This is a genomic window from Levilactobacillus parabrevis, assembly GCF_044051715.1.
In the GTDB taxonomy this organism is placed as follows: Bacteria; Bacillota; Bacilli; order Lactobacillales; family Lactobacillaceae; genus Levilactobacillus; species Levilactobacillus parabrevis.
In genome coordinates, this window is record NZ_CP168688.1 from 2,642,902 (window position 1) to 2,664,846 (window position 21,945).

Annotated in this window: 17 protein-coding genes and 1 riboswitch; of the genes, 9 read left to right on the forward strand and 8 right to left on the reverse strand. The window is 49.0% G+C overall.

What is annotated here, in order from left to right:
• Positions 1-168: 168 nt before the first annotated feature.
• Positions 169-1,143: a LacI family DNA-binding transcriptional regulator gene (locus tag ACEPSU_RS12220; RefSeq protein ID WP_395323447.1), complete on the reverse strand. Its 975-nt coding sequence runs from the start codon at positions 1,141-1,143 to the stop codon at positions 169-171.
• A 185-nt stretch (positions 1,144-1,328) separates the two neighbouring features.
• Between ACEPSU_RS12220 and ACEPSU_RS12225 the strand changes: the two genes are divergently transcribed.
• The 3 genes from ACEPSU_RS12225 (at position 1,329) to ACEPSU_RS12235 (ending at position 7,538) form a co-directional block, all read left to right on the forward strand.
• Positions 1,329-2,753: an SLC45 family MFS transporter gene (locus ACEPSU_RS12225; RefSeq protein ID WP_020089592.1), complete on the forward strand. Its 1,425-nt coding sequence runs from the start codon at positions 1,329-1,331 to the stop codon at positions 2,751-2,753.
• 30 nt (positions 2,754-2,783) lie between these two features.
• A complete protein-coding gene (locus ACEPSU_RS12230) occupies positions 2,784-5,093 on the forward strand; it encodes a glycoside hydrolase family 31 protein (RefSeq protein ID WP_395321966.1) in 2,310 nt (769 codons plus the stop codon).
• 543 nt (positions 5,094-5,636) lie between these two features.
• A complete protein-coding gene (locus ACEPSU_RS12235; RefSeq protein WP_395321968.1) occupies positions 5,637-7,538 on the forward strand; it encodes a heavy metal translocating P-type ATPase in 1,902 nt (633 codons plus the stop codon).
• Positions 7,539-7,636: 98 nt separating this feature from the next.
• On the opposite strand, the gene ACEPSU_RS12240 is transcribed toward ACEPSU_RS12235, so the two are convergent.
• Both ACEPSU_RS12240 and ACEPSU_RS12245 read right to left on the reverse strand, forming a co-directional pair.
• Positions 7,637-8,452 (reverse strand): hypothetical protein, encoded by an 816-nt coding sequence (locus tag ACEPSU_RS12240; RefSeq protein ID WP_395321970.1) that lies wholly within the window; start codon positions 8,450-8,452, stop codon positions 7,637-7,639.
• Between the two features lie 197 nt (positions 8,453-8,649).
• Positions 8,650-9,486: an Ig-like domain-containing protein gene (locus ACEPSU_RS12245; protein WP_395321972.1), complete on the reverse strand. Its 837-nt coding sequence runs from the start codon at positions 9,484-9,486 to the stop codon at positions 8,650-8,652.
• A 340-nt stretch (positions 9,487-9,826) separates the two neighbouring features.
• Here ACEPSU_RS12245 and ACEPSU_RS12250 point away from each other — a divergent pair, with 340 nt between their 5' ends.
• Positions 9,827-11,074 carry a glycoside hydrolase family 28 protein gene (locus ACEPSU_RS12250; protein WP_395321974.1) on the forward strand — a complete coding sequence of 416 codons (1,248 nt, stop codon included), beginning with the start codon at positions 9,827-9,829 and terminating at the stop codon, positions 11,072-11,074.
• A gap of 553 nt (positions 11,075-11,627) precedes the next feature.
• Complete coding sequence (gene zwf, locus ACEPSU_RS12255; protein WP_020090371.1) at positions 11,628-13,115, forward strand: glucose-6-phosphate dehydrogenase; 1,488 nt, start codon at positions 11,628-11,630, stop codon at positions 13,113-13,115.
• Between the two features lie 103 nt (positions 13,116-13,218).
• On the opposite strand, the gene ACEPSU_RS12260 is transcribed toward zwf, so the two are convergent.
• The gene (locus ACEPSU_RS12260) at positions 13,219-13,671 is read right to left on the reverse strand and encodes a GNAT family N-acetyltransferase (RefSeq protein ID WP_395321976.1); all 453 of its coding nucleotides are present in this window, start codon (positions 13,669-13,671) and stop codon (positions 13,219-13,221) included.
• Between the two features lie 80 nt (positions 13,672-13,751).
• Here ACEPSU_RS12260 and ACEPSU_RS12265 point away from each other — a divergent pair, with 80 nt between their 5' ends.
• On the forward strand, positions 13,752-14,183 hold the full coding sequence (locus ACEPSU_RS12265; RefSeq protein ID WP_395321978.1) for a MarR family winged helix-turn-helix transcriptional regulator: 432 nt from the start codon (positions 13,752-13,754) through the stop codon (positions 14,181-14,183).
• A gap of 148 nt (positions 14,184-14,331) precedes the next feature.
• Complete coding sequence (gene gndA, locus ACEPSU_RS12270; RefSeq protein ID WP_020090374.1) at positions 14,332-15,771, forward strand: NADP-dependent phosphogluconate dehydrogenase; 1,440 nt, start codon at positions 14,332-14,334, stop codon at positions 15,769-15,771.
• Between the two features lie 120 nt (positions 15,772-15,891).
• On the opposite strand, the gene ACEPSU_RS12275 is transcribed toward gndA, so the two are convergent.
• Complete coding sequence (locus ACEPSU_RS12275) at positions 15,892-16,155, reverse strand: hypothetical protein (protein WP_395321980.1); 264 nt, start codon at positions 16,153-16,155, stop codon at positions 15,892-15,894.
• 93 nt (positions 16,156-16,248) lie between these two features.
• The gene (locus ACEPSU_RS12280) at positions 16,249-16,890 is read right to left on the reverse strand and encodes an SDR family oxidoreductase (protein ID WP_395321982.1); all 642 of its coding nucleotides are present in this window, start codon (positions 16,888-16,890) and stop codon (positions 16,249-16,251) included.
• A 196-nt stretch (positions 16,891-17,086) separates the two neighbouring features.
• Here ACEPSU_RS12280 and ACEPSU_RS12285 point away from each other — a divergent pair, with 196 nt between their 5' ends.
• Positions 17,087-17,434: a hypothetical protein gene (locus ACEPSU_RS12285; protein WP_020090377.1), complete on the forward strand. Its 348-nt coding sequence runs from the start codon at positions 17,087-17,089 to the stop codon at positions 17,432-17,434.
• A gap of 149 nt (positions 17,435-17,583) precedes the next feature.
• The gene (locus ACEPSU_RS12290) at positions 17,584-18,588 is read left to right on the forward strand and encodes an aldo/keto reductase (RefSeq protein ID WP_395321984.1); all 1,005 of its coding nucleotides are present in this window, start codon (positions 17,584-17,586) and stop codon (positions 18,586-18,588) included.
• Positions 18,589-18,655: 67 nt separating this feature from the next.
• Here ACEPSU_RS12290 and ACEPSU_RS12295 read toward each other — a convergent pair whose 3' ends face one another.
• Together ACEPSU_RS12295 and ACEPSU_RS12300 are read right to left on the reverse strand one after the other, a co-directional pair.
• Positions 18,656-19,219 (reverse strand): peroxiredoxin, encoded by a 564-nt coding sequence (locus ACEPSU_RS12295; protein WP_020090379.1) that lies wholly within the window; start codon positions 19,217-19,219, stop codon positions 18,656-18,658.
• Positions 19,220-19,428: 209 nt separating this feature from the next.
• Positions 19,429-19,599, forward strand: a riboswitch (M-box (ykoK) riboswitch).
• Between the two features lie 719 nt (positions 19,600-20,318).
• Entirely contained in the window at positions 20,319-21,605 is a 1,287-nt protein-coding gene (locus ACEPSU_RS12300; RefSeq protein ID WP_395321987.1) for a dicarboxylate/amino acid:cation symporter, read from the reverse strand.
• Positions 21,606-21,945: the final 340 nt, after the last annotated feature.

Genomic DNA, 21,945 nt, shown 5'->3' on the forward strand with positions numbered 1-21,945 from the left:
CCGTGAAGCCACACTGCGAGGTGACTTCACGGCTTTTAATTTACATAAAACCAATCATCATTGGGCCCCAACCGTCTCAATTTCACAGAAGAACTGCTAGCTAGTGCCGTTCAATGATAGCGCTAACTAGCAATTTTTGTGCATAAACATTTTTTCTGGAAATTAGCCCTATTTCTGAACAGCTACGCTTGCCCGCTCCGTAATCACGACCGGGATAAAATCTTCCGCCGGCTGTCCCATAACTTTATTGACGCTCTGACTACCGATGCGGTAGAAATCCTGCGTCACACTGGTCAGCGCTGGCGTCGTAATCTGACAGATAATCGTGCCATCAATGCTCATGATGGAAAGGTCTCGGGGAATCGTCAACCCCTGCTGCTGGGCCGCTGTCAGGAGGCCAGCCGCCACCATATCGCTGGCCGCGATTACCGCCGTCACTCCCTGGTCGCGGACCTGCTGGAGAAGTTTCACGCCGGACTCATAGCTGTAATCGCCAGAGAGAATGTCCGCGGCTGTCAGTTGATTGGCCGCCATGGCATCACGGTAACCGGCTTGACGCTGGCTCCCAGTATGGTAACCATCGATTCCGACCAGACTGATCCGCGTGTGACCCCGGTCAATCAGATACTCCGTAGCCTGATAGGCGAGATCCCGGTTGTCCGAACTGACGGCGAGAATATCCCGGGTCCCCAAGTAGAGTGAGACAAAACAATAGGGAATCCGTGACGCCTTCAACAACGCCAGATCCTGCTCATCAGGCTCGATTGCCGCCAACAAGATCCCCGTCACGGACCGCTCCAATGCGGTGATGATGGCCTTATGCTGGAGCTCATTGTCCCGATTTCCCGCGTAGAGGATAATAACGCCCTGTCCCAATTCACTGGCGCGCTGCTGAATACCGTCGATAATCTGCGTGGAAAAGTTGGTTGGCGTGGCATTAATGATCAAGGCAATCACGTCAGAACGCTTCTTAACCAGGTCCACGGCCACCGAGTTCTTGCGGTAGCCGAGTTCCTTAGCAACTTTTAAAATTTTAATTTGCGTTTTTTCGCTATACGAGCCGGTCTTATTCCCCAAAACCCGCGAGACAGTGGCAATCGAGAATCCTGACTTCGCTGCAATATCTTTAATCGTTGGCTTCATAACGACCTCCACCTGACTTTCGTTTACAATACTCCCTAATTATAGTCTTAATCGGCCCATTTTCACAGCAAATTACGTAAACGTTTACCTTGCCGTAGAACAGCCATTGTAAACGTTTACGTAAAGTGATAGGATGTAGGCGTTGAAAGGTAACTGTTTTAAATTAATCAAGGGGATGTCACACCATGAATCAACCAACAGCACACGCAGCTGGAGCCGCTAAACCGACTGGAACTGCTGCCAAGAAACCGGCACGGATCTCAAATTCCCTGCCAAACTTACCATTGAAGACATTATTCGCGATTACATTTGGATTCTGTGGGGTCAACATGGCCTTCTCACTGCAGTCATCACAAATGAGCCGGATCTTCCAAACGATTGGCGCCGACCCGACCAACCTGGGACTCTTCTTCATTCTGCCCCCGCTTGCCGGATTGATTGTCCAGCCACTGGTCGGGAAGTATTCCGACCGGACCTGGTCACCACGCTTTGGCCGGCGGATGCCGTACCTGTTGTTCAGTGCCCCTATCGCCGCACTGGTTATGATTCTGTTGCCTAATGCCGGGTCATTTGGCTTCGGTTACGCCTCACTTGCCGCCTTACTATTCGGGGCCATTGCTATTTTGCTGATGGACCTCTCCAGCAACGTCTGCATGCAACCCTTCCGGATGATCATCGGTGACATGGTCAACGAAAATCAAAAGGATAAAGCTTGGTCTTGGCAACAAGCCTTCAGTAACTTAGGCGGGGTGCTCGCCACTTTACTCCCCTTCGTGCTGACCTACTTCGGGGTTGCCAACACTGCTAAGAAGGGTGTTGTACCCCTCTCCGTCCGCTTAGCCTTCTACATCGGAGCCGCGATTCTGTTAGGCATTTCCGCTTACACCATCCACTCCGTTAAGGAATACGATCCAGAAACTTACGCTGACTATCACCAGATTGATCCGCAAGCCCACAAGAACCACAAGTCCATCTGGCAACTGATCAAGGAAGCCCCTAAGGCCTTATGGGAAGTCGCCATCGTGCAAATGTTCGCTTGGATTGGGATTCAATACATGTGGACCTACACGACCGGGGCCATTGCCCAAAACGTTTGGAACACGACCAATGCCACGTCCGCCGGCTACCAAGCCGCTGGGAACTGGTACGGGATTCTGACCTTTATTCAGTCCATGGCTGCCGTGCTCTATGGCTTCCTGATTCTGTCACACACTAACCCCTTCAAGCGGAAATTCTGGTACCGCTTCGGGATTACCTGCTTCGCTATCGGCTTGATCTGGGTCTTCTTCATCCACAACCAGTACCTGCTGATCTTGCCATTCTGTTTAATCGGGATTGGCTTCTTCACGGTCCACGTTGAACCCTTCAACATTTTCACGTCATCATTGAATGGATCCAACGAAGGGTCCTACATTGGGATCTTTAACGGGACAATCTGTTTACCACAGATCATCGCCTCCGTTGCCAGCTTCCTGGTCTTCCGTCTGGTCGGCAAGTCCATGCCTGGCATGATGCTGGTCGCTGGGATTTCCATGCTGATTGCGGTCTTAGCCATCAGCGTGCTCAAACAAGATAAGCCACAGAAAGATTTATCTGAAGATGTACAATAGTTTTAGCTTCTGATTGAGGAGAGAATTCGTATGACAACTTTACCAAAATACACGCAAACTAAACAAACGGTGACACTGGATTATCCGCAGCATCCCCTGCAGCTCACCGTTGTGACCCCCGCTATCATCCGGGTCTTTGAAAATCGCGGTGACAACGGCCAATCCTACGCCATCGAAGGCAACAAGGAACAACCGACCGACTACACCCTTACCGACGCCGGCGATCACTATGAATTAAAGACCAGCGCTCTGACACTGAAATTAGATGCTGACCGCCACGTGGACGCTTACGACGCCAACGGCAACGCCCTCGTTACCGACTACCGCGGCGAACGGCAGCTCCTCGACAAGGGCATCGACAAGGTGCACCAACGGCTGGTTGAAGCCGAAGGTCACAGTGTCACGAAGTCAACGGTTAAGTCCGATACCGGCTACTACGAAGTCGTCAAGGCCCTCGCCCCCGACGAACACCTCTATGGTCTGGGTGACAAGACCGGCTACCTCGACAAGCGGGGCTTTGAATACGACAACTGGAATGTGGACAACCCCGCTCCCCAACTCGAAAACTTTCCGAACCTCTACAAGTCGATTCCCGTTATGCTGGGCTTGAAGAACGGCCATCCCTATGGTCTATTCTTCGACAACACTTACAAGAGTCACTTCGACATGGGTAAGGAAGACACCCACTACTACTTCTACTCTGCCGTTCAAGGCAACCTAGACTACTACATCATTGGCGGTCAAACATTGAAGGACGTTGTGACCAACTACACCTACCTCACCGGTCGCGTGCCATTGCCGCAGAAGTGGACGCTGGGTTATCAACAATCTCGTTGGGGCTACAGTGCCAGCCAGGCGGAAGTCCAAGCGATTGTGGACGGCCTGAAGAAGTACGATCTCCCCTGCGATGCGATTCACTTTGACGTCGATTACATGGAAGGCTACCGGGTTTTCACCTGGGACAAGGATAAATTCGAGGGTGACCCCAAGGCCTTCGTGGCCAAACTCAAGCAAAACGGGATCAAAGTTATTCCAATTATCGATCCCGGCGTTAAACAGGACCCGGACTATCACACCTACGCAGAAGGCCTCAAACAGGATTACTTCGTCAAGACACCGGATAACAAGGTCTACATCAACAAAGTTTGGCCCGGCGACTCCGCCTTCCCCGACTTTGGTCGGCCAGCGGTTCGCAAGTGGTGGGCAAACAACAATAAATTCCTAACGGACAACGGTGTTGGTGGGGTCTGGATCGACATGAACGAACCCGCAACGTTTGAAGGCAACATCCCGGACAATGTGGTCTTCAGCGACCAGGACACGCCGTCGACTCACGCCAAGATGCACAACGTTTACGGTCACAACATGGCCAAGGCCACCTATGAAGGCCTGAAGAGCCAACAGGGACGGCGGCCATACGTCATCACCCGGGCAGCCTACGCCGGGACTCAGAAGTACTCGACCGTTTGGACCGGGGATAACCGGAGTATCTGGCCACACATTCAAATGATGATTCCTCAGCTCTGCAACTTAGGACTGAGTGGCTTCAGCTTTGTCGGCACCGACATCGGGGGCTTTGCTTCCGATACCAACGCTGAACTGCTGACCCGGTGGATCGAAGCCGCTATCTTCAGTCCCCTACTGCGGAACCACGCGGCGATGGGCACGCGGCGGCAGGAACCCTGGGCCTTCGGTGAACCGACACTGTCGATCTACCGCAAGTACTTGAAGCTCCGTTACCGCTTCATCCCCTACCTGTACGATCTGTTCGCGCAGGAAAGTCAGACTGGGCTTCCGATCATGCGGCCACTGGTTCTGAACTACGAGGATGACCCACGGACTCGCGACTTAAACGATGAATACATGGTCGGTGACGATGTGTTAGTCGCGCCAGTCGTTCAGAAGTCTCAAACTAAACGGCTTGTTTACCTGCCAGCTGGTAAGTGGATTGACTTCTGGAACAACCGTGAATACACGGGTAACCAGGACATTGTCGCCGATGCACCACTGGCTAAGCTGCCTCTATTTATCAAGAAAGACACCCTCTTACCATGGGGCGCACCGGTCAGCCATATCAGCGAGGAACCCGATACGACCATGACCTTCAAGCTCTTCGGCAATGCCGGCACCTACACCCACTACCAAGATGACGGTCTCGACTTCAATTATCAAAACGGCGAATTCAACCGCTATGAAATCACCGTCAAGGATGGCCAGGTGGCCGTTGACCTGTTACACCACGGTTACGATCCCGCCTACCAGACGATTACGGTCGATCTGCCAGACAGCAGCGTAACGTTGACCTACGACCGCGCCAGCGACGGTTACCGGTTAAAATAACGACTGAATTCAGCTGTTACCAGTCGCCTGCGGCTGCCAGAGATTCCGTCTGCTATGGGGATCACCTCCAGCCAAAGGGCGGGCTTCCGGCTCGGTTTGAAACCTCGCCAGGATCATGCGAGTTTCCAAACACGTCCCGCGGTGTAAGACCGGGAAAAAGCAATCGCCCGGTCCAACACCGCTGTCACAGCTGACTGCATCCCTGGCCTCCTTCGGCTCATAATAGTTGCTAATTAAAGAATTATTGAAACCGGCGACATTCAATTCTATCAATCACAAAAATCCATCTACAATGTCAAAACGACACTGCAGGTGGATTTTTAATATCTTACAAGCTTTACCGCTCAGTATCACAACCAACAACCAAAGCAATTAGTGACAGAGCTTCTAGTAGTCACAGACAATAATTCTCACTTTATTTGAAATAAATCAGCCAACTTGATTCGCATCAAGTTAATGTCCGCCATTCCCAGGCATAATGAGTACATAAACAAGGAACGTAAAAACCTTAAATAACTTAGACAAAGAAAGGATCGTTATCTTATGGCATTCCAACGTTATATTTATTCTCACACTAATCCTATTACCTTCTGGTCCGCCGGCTTGATTATCGTCGGCTTCCTCAACGCCTGGTTCACCAAAGTGCCCTATGTCACCGACACTGCCTGGATCATCGCTTCCGTTATCGCCGCAGCTCCCATCGTTCTGCGGGCCATCAGTGCTTTGAAGGCCAAAGTCTTCAGTATTGAATTACTGGTCGGTATCGCCGTTATCGGGGCGTTTGCCATCGGTGAATTTGAAGAATCAGCCATTGTAACATTCCTATTTCTCTTCGGTTCCTATCTGGAACAAAAGACGTTGGCCAAGACGCGGGGCGCAATTCAATCCCTGACTGAAATGGCCCCAACCACGGCACTGCTAGTCGGTGACGATGGTGAGACTGAAGAAGTCGATGTCGATGACCTGGAGGAAGGCAACATTGTCCTCGTCAAAGCCGGTGGCCAAGTCCCCGTCGATGGCAAGGTCGTCAGCGGTACTGGCTACGTCAACGAATCCTCCATTACTGGTGAATCTCGGCCCGTCAACAAGGCTGATGGCGATGGTGTTTACTCCGGTGCCATGGTCGAAAGTGGTACCCTGCAGATTGAAGCCACCCAGGTTGGGGATGAAACGACCTTCTCCAAGATTATTGAATTGGTCGAAGAGGCCCAAGACACCAAGTCTCCCGCTGAAAAGTTTATCGACAAATTTGCCCAATACTATACGCCAGCCGTTCTGGTCATTGCCATTCTAGTCTTCGTCTTCTCACAAGATCTCCGGTTGGCCATCACGGTCCTCGTCCTTGGTTGCCCTGGGGCCCTGGTTATCGGTGCACCAGTCTCCAACGTGGCTGGGATCGGTAACGGTGCCAAAAACGGCATTCTTATCAAGGGTGGCGATGTGGTTGAAAGTCTCGCCAAAGTCGACACGATTGTCTTTGATAAAACTGGGACGTTAACAACGGGTAAAATGGACGTCGCTGGCATGAAACAATACACAGGCGATTCCGACTTATTAGGTGCCATCGCTCAGGTCGAACAAACCTCCGATCACCCATTAGCAACAGCCATTACGAGTCATCTCGTTGCCCACATGCCAGCGGATGCGGCCACCATGACTACCGAAACCATCAAGGGTCGCGGCATGATCGGTCAGTGGCACGATGAACCCCTCTACGTCGGCAATGCTGCCCTGTTGAAAGACAACGGCATTACGTTAACCGATACGCAATTAACTGATTTACACGAGATGCAAGACGACGGCCAATCCACGGTATTGGTCGGCTACCAAGGTCAATTAGCTTTCATCCTCGGCGTCGCTGACACGGTACGGACAGAAGTTCCCGCCGCACTCGCTGCGCTGAAACGCCAAGGCATCAAGCACCTGGTTATGTTGACGGGTGACAACCAAGCCACCGCCCAAGCCGTTGCTGAATCCTTAGGCATCGACGAGGTCCACGCTGACCTGTTACCAGCCGACAAGGTCACCTTTGTCAAGAAGTTCCAAGACGCGGGTCGCAACGTGGCCTTCGTTGGGGACGGTATCAACGACAGTCCTTCCTTAGCCACCGCTAGCGTCGGTATTGCCATGGGTGGTGGGACCGATGTCGCCATTGAAACGGCGGATGTCGTCCTGATGCAATCTAGTTTCAACGCCCTGAACCACGCGGTTGGTTTGGCCAAGAAGACCTCTGCCAACACCAAGGAAAACATCACGATTGCCATCGCTACGGTCTTGTTCTTACTGATTGGCCTGGTCTATGGTTACATCTACATGGCCAGTGGGATGTTCGTCCACGAAGCCTCAATCCTCGTCGTTATCTTCAACGCGATGCGCTTAATCGGCTACCATCCCCATGTCAATAAGCCCACGAAACAACCCGTTCAGCAATTAGCCACGAACTAACACAGTCGAATAGAAGCGACAAAAATCCGATTACCCAGAAAATTAGGGTAATCGGATTTTTAAAATACAAATTTTAATGTTTCTGGAAGCAGTTACGCTTAACCAAAGTCATTAATGATGCCAGAGAAGTAAGGCTTGCCATTGACCGTATAATTATTCCACGTGCCACCATAATAGTCATCTTCGAAGGATTTACTCCCTTTGGTCTTAAGGTCGGTAATCTTAATCTGGTAGGTGTGTGCACTAATTTTCTTGCCGGGTAGGCCTTTGATGTACTTGTTATATTGTACCGTTGTCGTGTTGCCCTTGACCGTGGTCTTGGTCATCTTGGCAGAGGCGGTCGGCTTGTAAACTTCCATGCTATTGCCATAGTTGACTGACATAACGCCACCATTATCATATTTATTCATCGCGGCCTGATTATAATACTGAATATAGTTGTCAAGCGTCAGGTAAAACATGGGCGAGGCAAATCCATTCTTCTTGGTATCCTTGAACCCATTTCCTTGACGCAGGATCGTTCCGCGAATCGGTGCCTTAAGGGTGACCTTCTTAAAGTTTGCCTTCGTCAGTGGTACTGAATCTGTCATCGTAAAGGCCAAATTTTTCAGGCGATTATAGTGCACCGCCCCAGAAGTGAAGGACGACTTGACCACTGAGCTCCCAAATTTTTGGGTGGAGCTGGTTACGAAGAGCAAGGACCCTTTCTTCTTTAGCAATGGCTTGTATGTATGCCCGTGACGTTGCGAAATACCAACGTATACATCACGTTTGGCCCGGACGTAACTCCCATATTGCCCCGTCAAATACTTGCTTGACGCCTGCGCCGTTGCTGGTGCTGCAAGCATCCCCATGCTCACGACCGCACCAGCCAGCAGTAAACCAGCCGTCAATTTTCCTTTAAAGTTTAGCAATCTAACTACCCCCTAGATATATGTGATACACAATTATTATACTGCAAAACTAGGATTCGGTTACGACTGCTTTCACCTATTTTCCTGGCAAAAATTTGCGACAATTCACCCACTGGCATCACAAATACCGAACAAAAACCGCCACTTCGCAAAATTACGAAATGGCGGTTTTAATTAACTAATTTATAGAAACAAGCTTACTTCGTGAAAGTCCACTTAGCAGCTGGCGCAACGCCGGCCTTAACGGCAACGACTTGGTCCTTGCTGTTAACGATCTTGAACTTCTTAGCAGAAGTGAAGCGTAAGTAGAAGGTCTTAGACGTCTTAGAACCCTTAGGCGTGTAATTAATCTTCCAGAACGTAGGGGTCTTAGCCTTAACACTGTACTTAGCGTAAGAAACTAAAGTCTTAACCTTCTTACCATTCTTGTAGAGGTATTGGTTGAAACCAGTCTTTTGACTGAAGACGATCTTCTGAGAATACTTGTTAGCCGTGTTGGACTTCCAAGTGCCAGTAGGCGTCTTAACCGTAAAGCTAGCAGCCTTCTTGGTTGAAGCAGTCTTCTTAGCAGTGGTCTTCTTAGCAGTGGTCTTCTTCGTTGCTACCTTTTTGGCAGTCGTCTTCTTAGGGGTTACCTTCTTAGTCGTTGCCTTCTTCGTAACAGCGGCTTGAACCCGGATAATCCGGTAGAAAGACGTCTTCGTCTTCGGATTAGTAGCGTAAACGTAGACGTTAGCGTTCTTCTTTAACTTCTTGGCTAACTTAACCGTGTACTTACCCGTCTTCTTAGAAGCCGTTGCAGTTCCCAAGCTCTTCTTAGCATTCTTCGTGCTCTTAACCGCAATCTTAGAGCCCTTCGTAGCCGTCCCCGTGATTGACTTGGAATTGTTGTAAATTGCCTTAACGCTCAAGCTAGGTCCAACGTGCGTAGCAGCATGTGCAGTCGTCGTGGCAGTCCCAGTCACAGCTGGTACTGTGGCACCAATTGTAAATAAAGTAACCAAACCAGTCATTGCAACCATAAATTTCTTCATTGTTTTCCTGACCCCTTATATTGAGTTTGACCGACAAATTTTGCCGACAAAGTATTTTTCTAACCGCCTAGTAGTATAACAGATTTTTTGCAAATTAGTGACAAATTTATAACCAGGTTGGGCCTTCTTTAACAACACTTAAAACAAATTAATCTGTTATCCATTCTTTACCCGCACGCTGGGCGTCAGTTCCCGCGATAGCAACCTTAGGCGTAGATTGGTCCGTTGACGTGGCACCGCTTTCAAATTATGTTAAGCTGGGGATGAAACGACCACCTACTCCCCCCAAGTCACGTCTATTTTTCACCTGTGCAATCTGATAGAAATGGAGCGTAAATTTATGCAGAATATCAATATTCTTGATCTAGCCATCGAAGACGACATCACAACCAATGCGACCCTGACGATTCAGACTGCCATTGATCGTTGCGCAGCCAATAACGGTGGCACAGTGACCATCCCCAACGGCACCTACGTCATTGACGGCCTTCAGTTGAAGAGCAACGTCAACCTCCACCTAGAGGCCGATGCCATTCTCCAAGCCAGCGGCGATGAAACCAAGTATACTCACCGTCCCGGTCCCTTTGAACTGAATCGCAACCCCACGCCAATTTCGGCACTTATTTACGCCAAGGGACAGCGTAATATCGCCATTACGGGTGAAGGCCACATCGACGGCAACTATACTGCCTTCATTTATCCCAATCAGGATACTGAAGTTCATTTGAAATTCTACAATTATCCCCGCCCCATGACGATTTACCTAGAGGATTGTACGAACATCACACTGGATCACATCACCGTGGAGAACGCCCCCTTCTGGACAGTTCATCTGGTCGGTTGTCACAATACGGAAATCGGTCACATCGCCATTCACAACGAAGTCCGGATGCCCAATACTGATGGCATCGATGTCGATCGCAGTAAAAATACCCATATCCATGACTGTGAAATCATTACCGGTGACGATGCCATCTGTCCCAAATGTACTGAAGAGTCCGCGTCCTACGGGGACTGCACCAACCTTCTCGTGGAGAACTGTTACCTGAAGACGCAGAGTGCCGCCGTAAAATTCGGGAGTAGTAGCTTTGGCAATTTTGAGAATTGTAAATTTCGTCACCTGACGATCAAGGATACCAATCGGGGGCTAGCCTTTCAGTTACGAGATCCCGGTAGTGCGGAAAATATTAGCTTTGAAGATATTACCATCGACACCAAGCCCTACAGTGCGGACTGGTGGGGCTCAGGCGAACCCATCTTCATCAGCCTACTTCCCCGTGACGCCGCGACTGACCTTACTGGCCAGACCATCCGCCACGTGTCATTCAAACATATCACCAGCAACACGGAAAACGGAATTCTTGTGGCGGCTGAATCTGCAGAAGCTATTCACGACATTACCTTTGAAGACGTTGACCTCACATTGCGGCAGGCGAACGAGACGCCGGTCACCTTTGATTTACGTCCTTGGCAGGGAACGGCTAAGGTTCAGCGGCCATTGCAGTTGGTCACCAACCTCGCGGGTAGTGAACTTCACTTTCGGCATGTTCGGGGACATTTCCCTAATCGGTTAACCGTAACGCTTTAAAAACAAGTCATTCACTATGGCTATCACCCTCACCCCAGCCAACTCTAAAATTCTGGAGGACTGGACTAAATCATACATTGGTCGTTCACCAAACATACTTGCCAGCGGTTCTGCCCCTTGGTCACTGTGCCACTTAATTATCTTTCATGAAAATAGTTTCAGTAATCCAACTCGTCTGACGTTACTTCGGCGAGTTTTTTTGTTAGACTACGGGTGATAGCGATTTCATAGTTTTCTAGTGGGCACGGCGTTTCCACTGCATTTCAGCAAGAGACGTTCTGCTTTCATGAAAACGGAGAAATCGTGTAATCGTTGTTTTCACAGGATTGCAACCGGTTGTCTAAATTTTAAATTCTTGGTTTAAAAAGGTCGCGTTTCATCAGAAAGAAGCGTATAATAACTTCCGAAGTGGTCTAGACATACTTTTTCTAGGCAACTCGCGGGTTCCCGGATGGTTGCCCCCATCCGTGGATAACCGATAGCAACCTTCAATGTTTTTTGATTCGTAGACACTGCTCATATAACGATTTTAAATTTAAGGAGTGACGATCTCGTGGCAACTGAACGTAAAGCTGTATTCTTATTCTTCGGTGGTACTGGTGACTTAGCTTACCGGAAACTCTACCCAAGCCTTTTCAATCTCTATCGTAAAGGTAACTTGCGGTCCCATTTCGCCGTTATCGGGACTTCCCGTGCAAAAATGGACGATGACAAGTTCCGCGCTGCTATCAAGAAGTCTTTAGCAGACAGTGGTAACCGGACGGACTCTAAGGAAGCAAGCGACTTTGTTTCCCATTTCTACTACCAAGACCATGACGTTACCGACACGGCACACTACGCCGTCTTGAAGGAACTGATGGACAAGTTAGATAAGAAATACAAGGCAGAAGGCCACCGAATCTTCTACCTCTCAATGGCCCCTCAATTCTTCGGCACAATTGCTCAAGACTTGAAGACGCAAGGCTTGTTGTCTGAAGGTAAGGATGTCTTCAACCGTCTGGTCATTGAAAAGCCATTCGGCCGGGATTACGATTCCGCTAAATTATTAAACGATGCCTTAAGCAAGTCCTTCGATGAAGATCAAATCTTCCGGATCGACCACTACTTAGGTAAGGAAATGATCCAAAATATCGAAGCCCTGCGTTTCGGGAACACCTTGGTTGAATCTCTGTGGAACAACCGTTACATCGACAACATCCAAGTCACGTTATCCGAAAAACTCGGGGTTGAAGAACGGGCTTCCTACTATGACAACAGTGGGGCTTTGCGGGACATGGTCCAAAACCATATCATGCAAATCGTCTCTCTGTTAGCTATGGAACAACCTGTAGCCTTCACCGATACCGATATCCGGGCTGAAAAAGTTAAGGCCTTACGGAGCCTGCGTGTTTACAACGTTGCCGACGCCGCAACCAACTTTGTTCGTGGCCAATATGGCTCAATCAACGAACAAGCTGACTACCGTCACGAAGATAACGTCCCTCACGATTCAACGACTGAAACGTTTGTTGCTGGGAAGTTGTTATTCGACAATTACCGTTGGTCTGGCACCCCATTCTACATTCGGACTGGGAAGATGTTAGCCGACAAGTTCACGCGAGTTGACGTCGTCTTCAAGCGGCCATTAGTGGACATCTTTGCCTTTCCACAAAGTCAAAACACCCCACTGGCTGCCAACGTCTTGACGATCTTCGTTGAACCACACGCTGGATTCTCTCTGCAATTAAACGCCAAGACCAACGACACTGGCTTCTCAACGGAACCCATCAAGTTGGACTACCTGGTCGATGCTCAGAAGTCCAAGGATACGCCAGAACCTTACGAACGTCTGTTGCATGACGTCTTGAAGGGTGACGGGACTAACTTCTCCAGTTGGCCAGAAGTTTCCTACGCTTGGAAGTTCGTGGACCAAATCCGGCGCGTTTGGGACTTACAAGAACCACAATTCCCTAACTACACGCCACATTCCATGGGACCTGCCGCCGCTGAAGAATTGATTCAACGCGACCACCGTGAATGGGTCTACCGCTTAAACAACTAAATTAGACGAAAACGCCGATCACCCGCTAGTGGGTAATCGGCGTTTTTTTAGTTACAGAAGATATTGCTCGCAGCACTGAAGCCGGTGGGACGTCAACTACCACTTACTCTGCCATTCGCAGCGCCGCCTTATCCATTCGAATGTGCGGCGAGCCATTGAAATCAAAGACGGCACCTAGTGCGTGATAGCCAAACTTTTCGTAAAAGCCTCGTTTGTCGATCTGCGCCTCAATACTGATTGATTCACCGGCGTAGTGGCGCTGAATCTCCGCTTCAATATGGCCCATGAGTTGCCGGCCAACACCTTGTCCCCTGACTTCTGGAATCGTCAGCACACGACCAAACGTGGTATGGCCATTTTCCCGAAAAATTCGCGCATACGCCACCAGTCGGTCACCTTGAAAGCCCAGTATGTGGCAAGCAACGGGATCAATCGCATCAATTTCCTGGTAAGGTCGGTTCTGAGCGACTACGAACGTCCGAATACGTTCATATGCAACCTTGTATAACTCTTTGCCGGATAAATCATCGAACGTTCCAATATGCCATTTAATCATCAAATCATTCTTTCTTCGTGTTATAATATGTCTATTAGTATCGCGCGTTTTAATTTCAAATGCAACAAAAAGGAGAAAATATGGCAAATTCTTTTCGGAGTATTGGTCTGATCGCCCGGTCGACCTCAGTTATTGGGAACCAACTTTTTCAGCGTGATGATCTTCAAAACAATCAATTCATCTATTTAATGCGCATCTTCGAGAATCCTGGAATCACCCAGACCGAGTTGGCCAATCAGCTCCACGTGGACCGGTCAACGTGCCTGAGGACTGTGCGCAAGCTGATTGAGCATCATTACGTGGCCCGTCAGTCGGACACCGCTAACAAGAAACTACGCCCCCTGGTCGCCACCGACAAGGGCCGCGCAATTTATCCTGAGCTAGAGGCTTACGAGCAGCACATTTTAGCTATTGGAACGCACGGTCTCTCCGCGGGTGAACAGCTCATTCTGGAGGAATTGCTGGGGAAAGTTGCGGCCAATGTTCAGGACTATCAGCTGACACAGGACTAGTTGCACCCGCTCCAACGAAATTTTTTTACAAAAATCTAAATTATTTTGAAAAAAAGCAGTCAAATGAGTTCCCTTTTAAATTGTTCAATGCTACACTAGGAGTTGGTAAAACCGAAATCAATCTTAACAAAGTAAAGGAAGGTTTCTAATGGCAGAAAAAGCTAATATTGGTGTTGTTGGTATGGCTGTCATGGGCAAGAACTTAGCCCTGAACATCGAAAGTCGCGGGTACACGGTTGGTATTTACAACCGTTCCTCCAACAAGACGGAACAAGTTATGAAAGACCACAGCGAAAAGAAGTTAGTTCCAAGTTACACGGTGGAAGACTTCGTTAAGTCTTTGGAAACGCCACGGCGGATCCTTTTGATGGTTAAGGCTGGTAAGCCAACTGACGCCGTTATCCACGAATTGCTTCCTCTGTTGGACAAGCATGATGTCCTCATCGATGGTGGGAACACGAACTTCCACGACACGATGGCTCGTAACGCCGAACTGGACAAGTCCGGTATCAACTTCATCGGTATGGGTGTTTCCGGTGGTGAACTGGGTGCCTTACAAGGTCCTTCCTTAATGCCAGGTGGCCAAAAGGAAGCTTACGACTTAGTTGCCCCAATCTTAGAAAAGATTGCTGCTAAGGCTGACCAAGACGGCAAGCCATGTGTATCTTACATCGGACCTAACGGTGCTGGTCACTACGTTAAGATGGTCCACAACGGTATCGAATACGGTGATGAAGAGCTGATCGATGAAAGCTACAACATCATGCGTAACGTTGCTGGAATCTCCATTGACAAGATGGCTGACATCTTCAAAGAATGGAACAAGGGTGAACTTGACAGTTACTTGGTCGAAATCACTGCTGACATCCTGACTCGTAAGGATGACTTAGGCGATGACAAGAACTTATCCATTTTGGATGCTATCTTGGACCGTGGTAACAACAAGGGTACTGGTAAGTGGAGTTCTGAAGACGCCTTAGACGTTCAAGTTCCTCAATCAGTTATCACTGAAGCTGTTTACGCACGTTACATCTCAATGCTTAAAGACGAACGTGTTAAGGCTTCTAAAGTCTTGGCACCTGCTGAAAAGCAAGGCAAGGTTGACACCGGTGACGAAACTGAATTCGTTGAAAAGGTTCGCCAAGCCCTCTTCTTTGGTAAGTTAATGAGTTACGCTCAAGGTTTCGAACAACTCCGGTTTGCTTCTGAAAAGAACAACTGGGACTTGAAGTTCGGTGAATTAGCACAAATCTGGCGTGCCGGTTGCATTATCCGGGCCCAATTCCTGCAAAAGATTACCGATGCCTTCGACAAGGAACCTGACTTAACCAACTTACTCTTTGATGACTACTTCAAAGAAGTTGCTGCTAAGTACCAACAATCAACGCGTGACGTTGTCGCAATGGCCGTTCAAGCTGGTATTCCTGTACCTAGCCTGTCAGCTGCTATCACTTACTACGACAGCTACCGTGCTGAAGTCTTGCCAGCTAACTTGCTGCAAGCACAACGGGACTACTTCGGTGCTCACACTTACGAACGTCGTGACCGCCCTGGTGACTTCCACTACTCATGGTACGAAGAACAATAAATCATTAAAACCGATTGAAAAAGACGCCGTTATGGCGTCTTTTTTTCGCGCTCATCCCCACAATATAGAAAAAGATCCCCGCCTAAGCGAGGATCTTAGTATCATCATATCCAATAGCCCTTATTGCCGCGTATGGCCACGAGAAGTTGTCCCGGCAAGACTATCAGTCAATGCCATTTGCAAGGCATGCAGGCTCTCCCAGTGGTCAATTTCAGCGGCTAAGCCCGCTTCCCACTCTGCCTTTTGACGACTCTTTTCAATAAACCGTTCCCAATCACCATCAGCAGTGGTCCGGTCAGCGGTCTGCCGCCAATGGGCCCACTCATTGAGGTGGTCAGTCAGAACTTCAGCTTCGGATGGAGCAATCAGTAACTTTTCAGTCATGGTCGTCGCCTCCTTTGGCAAAATCAAACGGATAGGTTATTTTTCTATGGTTTGATTATAGCATATACAGTAAACCATTACTAGTATTGGTTTTTAAATACGCGCTAGGACTTCAGCAATCGGAGTGCTTCCTTGCAGCAAGGGAATCGTCTTCCCTACCGCCTGCGGTGCATGTAAGGCCGCCACCATAAAGGCCGCGAGATCTGCTCGGGGAATGCTACCAACGGCCAATGGATCACTCTTGACCCGCCCAGTTCCGGGATGAAACGACAGTGCGCCGGGCTGAACGATCGTATAAGCCAAATTGGTCTGATGGACCAGCCAGTTATCCGCGTAAAACTTCGCGGCGTAGAGGGGCTTCAGTGGTTCCGCCCAACGATTGCGATCCTCGGCAAAGAGCATACTGATCATCAAGAAACGGCGCACACCAGCAATCTCAGCCGCCTGCATCGTCTTGACCGCCCCATCTAAATCAATCAATAGAGTCATGTCATCCTTGGTTCGGCCGCCAGATCCGGCAGCAAACATGACGGCATCACACCCCATCAGAGCACTCGCAATCCTTTCTGGTTTGGCTAACAGGTCAATTCGGCGAACTGTAATCCCCTGATCTTCCCAGTCCTCACCATCTTCATCAGGGCCTAAACCCGCAACGGGATCATCCCCTCGCGCCCGTAATTGCGTGACCAATCGACGCCCCGTTTGACCATTGGCTCCCACCACAAATACCCGCATGCGCTACAGCTCCCTTCACTATTTTCTTAGTCATTATTATACACTAGTCCTATGATAGCGTTTTATTTCATTCACACTGAAAAAATTTGGACCAGTTTCCTTTACGAACGGTCAAAGTGTGCCATAATAAAAAAGGGGCACCGATCGACAGACGACCGATACTCACGGCAACACAGAATTTGAGGAGGTCTCCACTTTGCAAAACCAAGATTTAACGATTACCGACCTGGACGAACACGCCCAATTAACCGCGTTAACCGACTTCGTTCACTTCTATCTCGAGCATTACCGGACCAACGATCTCGAAATTTTATCACAGTTCAAGGTTGACTACGCCATGAACGATATCAACATGTACATCTACGCAAACCGGAACTTTGGCCCTGACCAATTGGCTGCCGGCGTGCTGGAATACAAGAAGAATTTATTCGTAGAAATTCTGCAAACAATCAACCTACCATTTAACGAAAACGGCTCCCTCAAGGAAAATACCTGGGACGGTTGGTACCAACAAGAATACGCTAAAATTCCCCAAGGGAAATAATCACCGCAGGAGTCAACGCTCCCCACGAAACGCGACAAGTACCGCTGGTGCTCGGCGCGTTTTTATGTGGCAATTTATGAATTCGTTTTCATTTTTATCGTAAGACCCGTATACTTAAAGATAGCACCTTACATATTGGAGGTAGTTACATGTATTTAGCAGATGAACACCGCTACGACGCCATGCAATACCGGCGTAGCGGCAACAGTGGCCTCAAGCTCTCAGCAATCGGTCTGGGCTTCTGGCATAATTTCGGTAGTGTCGATCCTTTTGATAATCAACGGGCCATCGTCCACACGGCTTTTGACGCCGGCATTACCTACTTTGACCTAGCCAACAACTACGGCCCAGAACCAGGAAGTGCCGAGACTAACTTCGGTCGGATCATGGCTCGCGATATGCGGCCCTACCGAGACGAAATGGTCATTACATCCAAGGCCGGTTACCTGATGTGGCCCGGACCTTACGGTGAATGGGGCTCTCGGAAGAATATCATCGCCAGTGCCAACCAGAGCCTGAAGCGGCTACAACTGGATTACGTGGATATCTTCTACTCTCACCGGCCAGACCCGAACACGCCGCTGGAAGAAACTGCCTTAGCGTTGGACCAACTGGTGCGGCAAGGTAAGGCGCTGTACATCGGGATTTCCAACTACGACCCGCAACAAACTAAGGCCATCAAAGCCATCTTTGACGACCTGCACACGCCGTATATTGTCCATCAAAGCCGCTACAGTCTGTTCGATCGGCACATCGATCGTAATGGCCTGCTGCAGACGTTGGCCGACGAGCAGACGGGACTAGTCACCTTCAGTCCACTGGCCCAGGGGCTTCTGACCGATCGTTACCTCAACGGGATTCCCGCCGATTCACGGGCCCACAAATCCACGAGTCCCTTCCTACATGAGGATAACGTGGAACACACGCTGAGCACGGTCAAAGCTCTCAATGAGCTGGCCCAGCAACGTGGCCAATCACTCGCTCAGATGGCGATTGCCTGGCTCCTTCATCAGCCTGTCGTCAGCTGTGTGCTGGTCGGCGCCAGTCGCCCTAGTCAGTTGCAGGACAACCTGAAGGCGTTTGCCAACACCGACTTCAGCACTGACGAAATCAATCAGATTAATGCCTTGCTGGCGAAAATGCCCCAAGCCTAAAAGAAGCGTGATCACCTCAACCAGGGGGTGACCACGCTTTTCAATTGCATTTTATATTGAGAACCAGTTAAATCTTACCAACCAAGTCTGTCCCTGGCTTCAATGTCTGTTCGCCGGGATGCCAATTAGCAGGACAAACGCGGTCGCCGTGTTCAGCAACGAACTGTGCGGCGGTTAGTGTTCGAAGAATCTCCGTGGCGTTGCGGCCAATCCCCATATCGTTGATCGTGTATGACCGGACCTTTCCTGCAGGGTCGAGAATAAAGACACCCCGATAGGCTTGACCGGCATCCGTATCTAAGACTTCATAGTGCCGGGCCAAGATACCAGCAGGATCGGCAATCATGGGATAAGCCACCTGCCCCACTTCCTGACTCTGTTCGTGCCAAGCTTGATGAACAAACTCGGTGTCCTCGGAAATGCTATAAATTTCAGCATTACTTTGTTTGAATTCTGAATAGTGAGCGGCTAAATCACCTAACTCAGTCGGACAAACAAAGGAGAAGTCTGCTGGATAGAAAAACAAAACTGACCAGTGGCCTAATAGGTCGGCCGTTGATAATGCCTTAACTTCGCCATTCTGAAAGGCATTTACAGTAAAATCGGGTAACTCGGAACCAATAAAATTCATGATAACTACTCCCCTCATTTAGTAAGCTTCGATACCCCCTAAGCATAACCGTTCGCAAGAATTAAATCAAGAATGATTCTAAACTAGGTAGAGATATAAGTGCTGTTATAAATTTATTAATAGTTCGTTATTATAATTATTATTCGATTTTCCTGAGGCCTTTTGATTGCTTTTCCTGACTGAGTAGGATAAAATGAACTATAGAATAAATTAGAAGCTGTTAGGTGAGGCTCCTATACGGAAAATGCTACTGCTCAGAAACGTCGAGAAACGCCAATGAGTCAGCTGTTCAGGTCAAATTAAGGCCTGTTCTAATGTAGCTGTTAATGAAACAACTAACTACGCCGTATAGTGCTAAAACTCAACGACTGGCCGTTCGTACACAAATGTTTTTTATTGTGCGCTTAGCTAGTCGTGGCTAAGCGCTTTTAATTTACTCACAGTTGTCACTGTCGATTAGATTAGAGGAGGTGAGTGAACATGACAACACAACGTATAGATGATCCCGGAGCGTGTTATCACTCGCCGGTGGGAAAGTTGCAGTCAGTTCACGCCTCTAGGTTGACGCTTTGAGGAAAACTGTTCTCTAGCTTTCCCTTTCCCGGACCCCGTAGCTTGATGCGGAGGTTCGACTGGTAGATTTTAGACTGAATCGATTGGCCACTTTAACTCAGCCGCTGTCGGTGTTGTAACCGACTGAATCACGGCTGACCTTCCCGAATTCGTTCGTGTGCCGGTTGGATTCAAACCACTTAATGGAAAACGCAAGCTAGAGTTACCCAGTTTTTCTCGGCCCTATGACAACCATAATGCATTGACGTGCTAGTTCACATAGCCGCTTCACCGTTGGGGGAACCCAGTGGGGAGGAAGACACTTGTAACTGACGCTGATTCAACTAGGCTGGTTTTTAATCTCTAATAGTCGATACGAAATTAACACAAATCCTACAACTTAATCCTGATTATCGCGTGTCCTGCCAGTACCCATGGGCTGATGGGAATCACCCCGCAAGGCTGGCTGCACACCGTTGATCTGGTTTCTGCAATTATAAAAAACGCCCGTAATTCGCGAAGAATTACGGGCGTTTTTGTATCGTATTTATTTTACTTTAGCTGTACGAAGCTCCTCGAGATAATTCTGACTCTTTTCCTCGCTGAACTCGTGCTCCGAGCGACCGATGACCACCGTTGCGAGGGAGTTCCCCACAACGTTGACGGCCGTCCGCCCCATGTCGACTAACCGGTCGATTCCGGCGATAAACGTCAGACCACTCATCGGAACCCCAATCGTGGAGACCGTTGCCAGCAAGACAACGAAGGACGCGCCAGGAACCCCAGCCATCCCTTTACTCGTGATCATCAGAACCACCAGTAAGGTGATCTGCTGTCCCAGGCTCAGGTTAATATGGTAGGCCTGCGCCAGGAACAACGCAGCCAATGACTGGTAGATAGCGGAGCCATCCAGGTTAAACGTGTACCCGGTCGGGATCACGAAGGAAACGATCCCTTGGCTGACCCCAAACTTGTCCATCTTGTCGATCAACCGTGGTAGGGTTGCTTCGGAACTTGCCGTCGAGAAGGCCAATACGGCTTCGTCTTTGATAACAAAGAGTAGATCCTTCAGCCGGAATTTAAACATCCGCGCAACGAGCCCCATGAAGACCACGATGAAGATCGCCATGGTGCCGTAAGCCAAGAGGATGAAATACCCCAATGGAGCTAAGGCTGAAATCCCCATTTGCGCGATGGTGACCCCAATCAGCGCACAGACCCCAATTGGCGCCGTATGCATAACCCAGTTGGTGACCCGGAACATCACCTGTGATACAGCGTCTAAGAAGTCGATAATGATTTTCCCTTGCTTACCAATAGCGGCCGTTCCTAATCCGAAGAAGACGGAGAAGAAGATAACGGGCATCATATCGCCCTCACCTAACGACTTGAAGAAGTTGGTGGGAATAATCCCCAGCAAAGTGGCCCAGATGCCTGAATCCTTAGCTGATTTGGCCGAGGAGACGTATTGACTGATATCTGAACTATGTAGTTGATGGATGTCGATAAAGCTCCCAGGATGGAAAATATTCCCAACCAGAAGCCCTAGGGCGATAGCGATGGTCGTCATGACCTCAAAGTAAATGATGGTCTTCCCACCGATACGGCCTAACTTCTTAATATCCCCCATGTTGGCAATCCCAACGGTCAAACAGGAGACCACAATCGGCAACACGATCATTTGAATCAAGCTGATGAACATGTTCCCAATATTTTGCATGGCCGTGATTGCCAACTTGTTTTGGTAAAAGACGACCCCTAGAATAATCCCTAAGACCAGACCAATTAAGATCTGCCACCCTAAACTCAGGCGATAACTACGGTATTTTTTCATAATTACTTTCCACCTATTTTCTAAAGATAACTCACTTGTCCCATTCTAAATAGTAGTTCTCTCATCTCTTGTGGCTAGTCCACAACACTAACTATGATAGCACAAGCCGGGAACGTAACCAAGAGACGAACAGCAAAGATATTCGAACGTATCTCTTCATTTAACTGATAACGTTCGTTTAAGCTTTGTGACGTTCAAAGACGCACACGGCGTCTAGCACCGACAGCGTGGGCTTATCCTTGTTATACCAAGCTTTATCGCACCTATATGAATGTACGCATTAAGCGCTTAGTTGTTCACAATTCAGTTTGAAGCGCCCTAAAATCTTTGTATAAAAAAA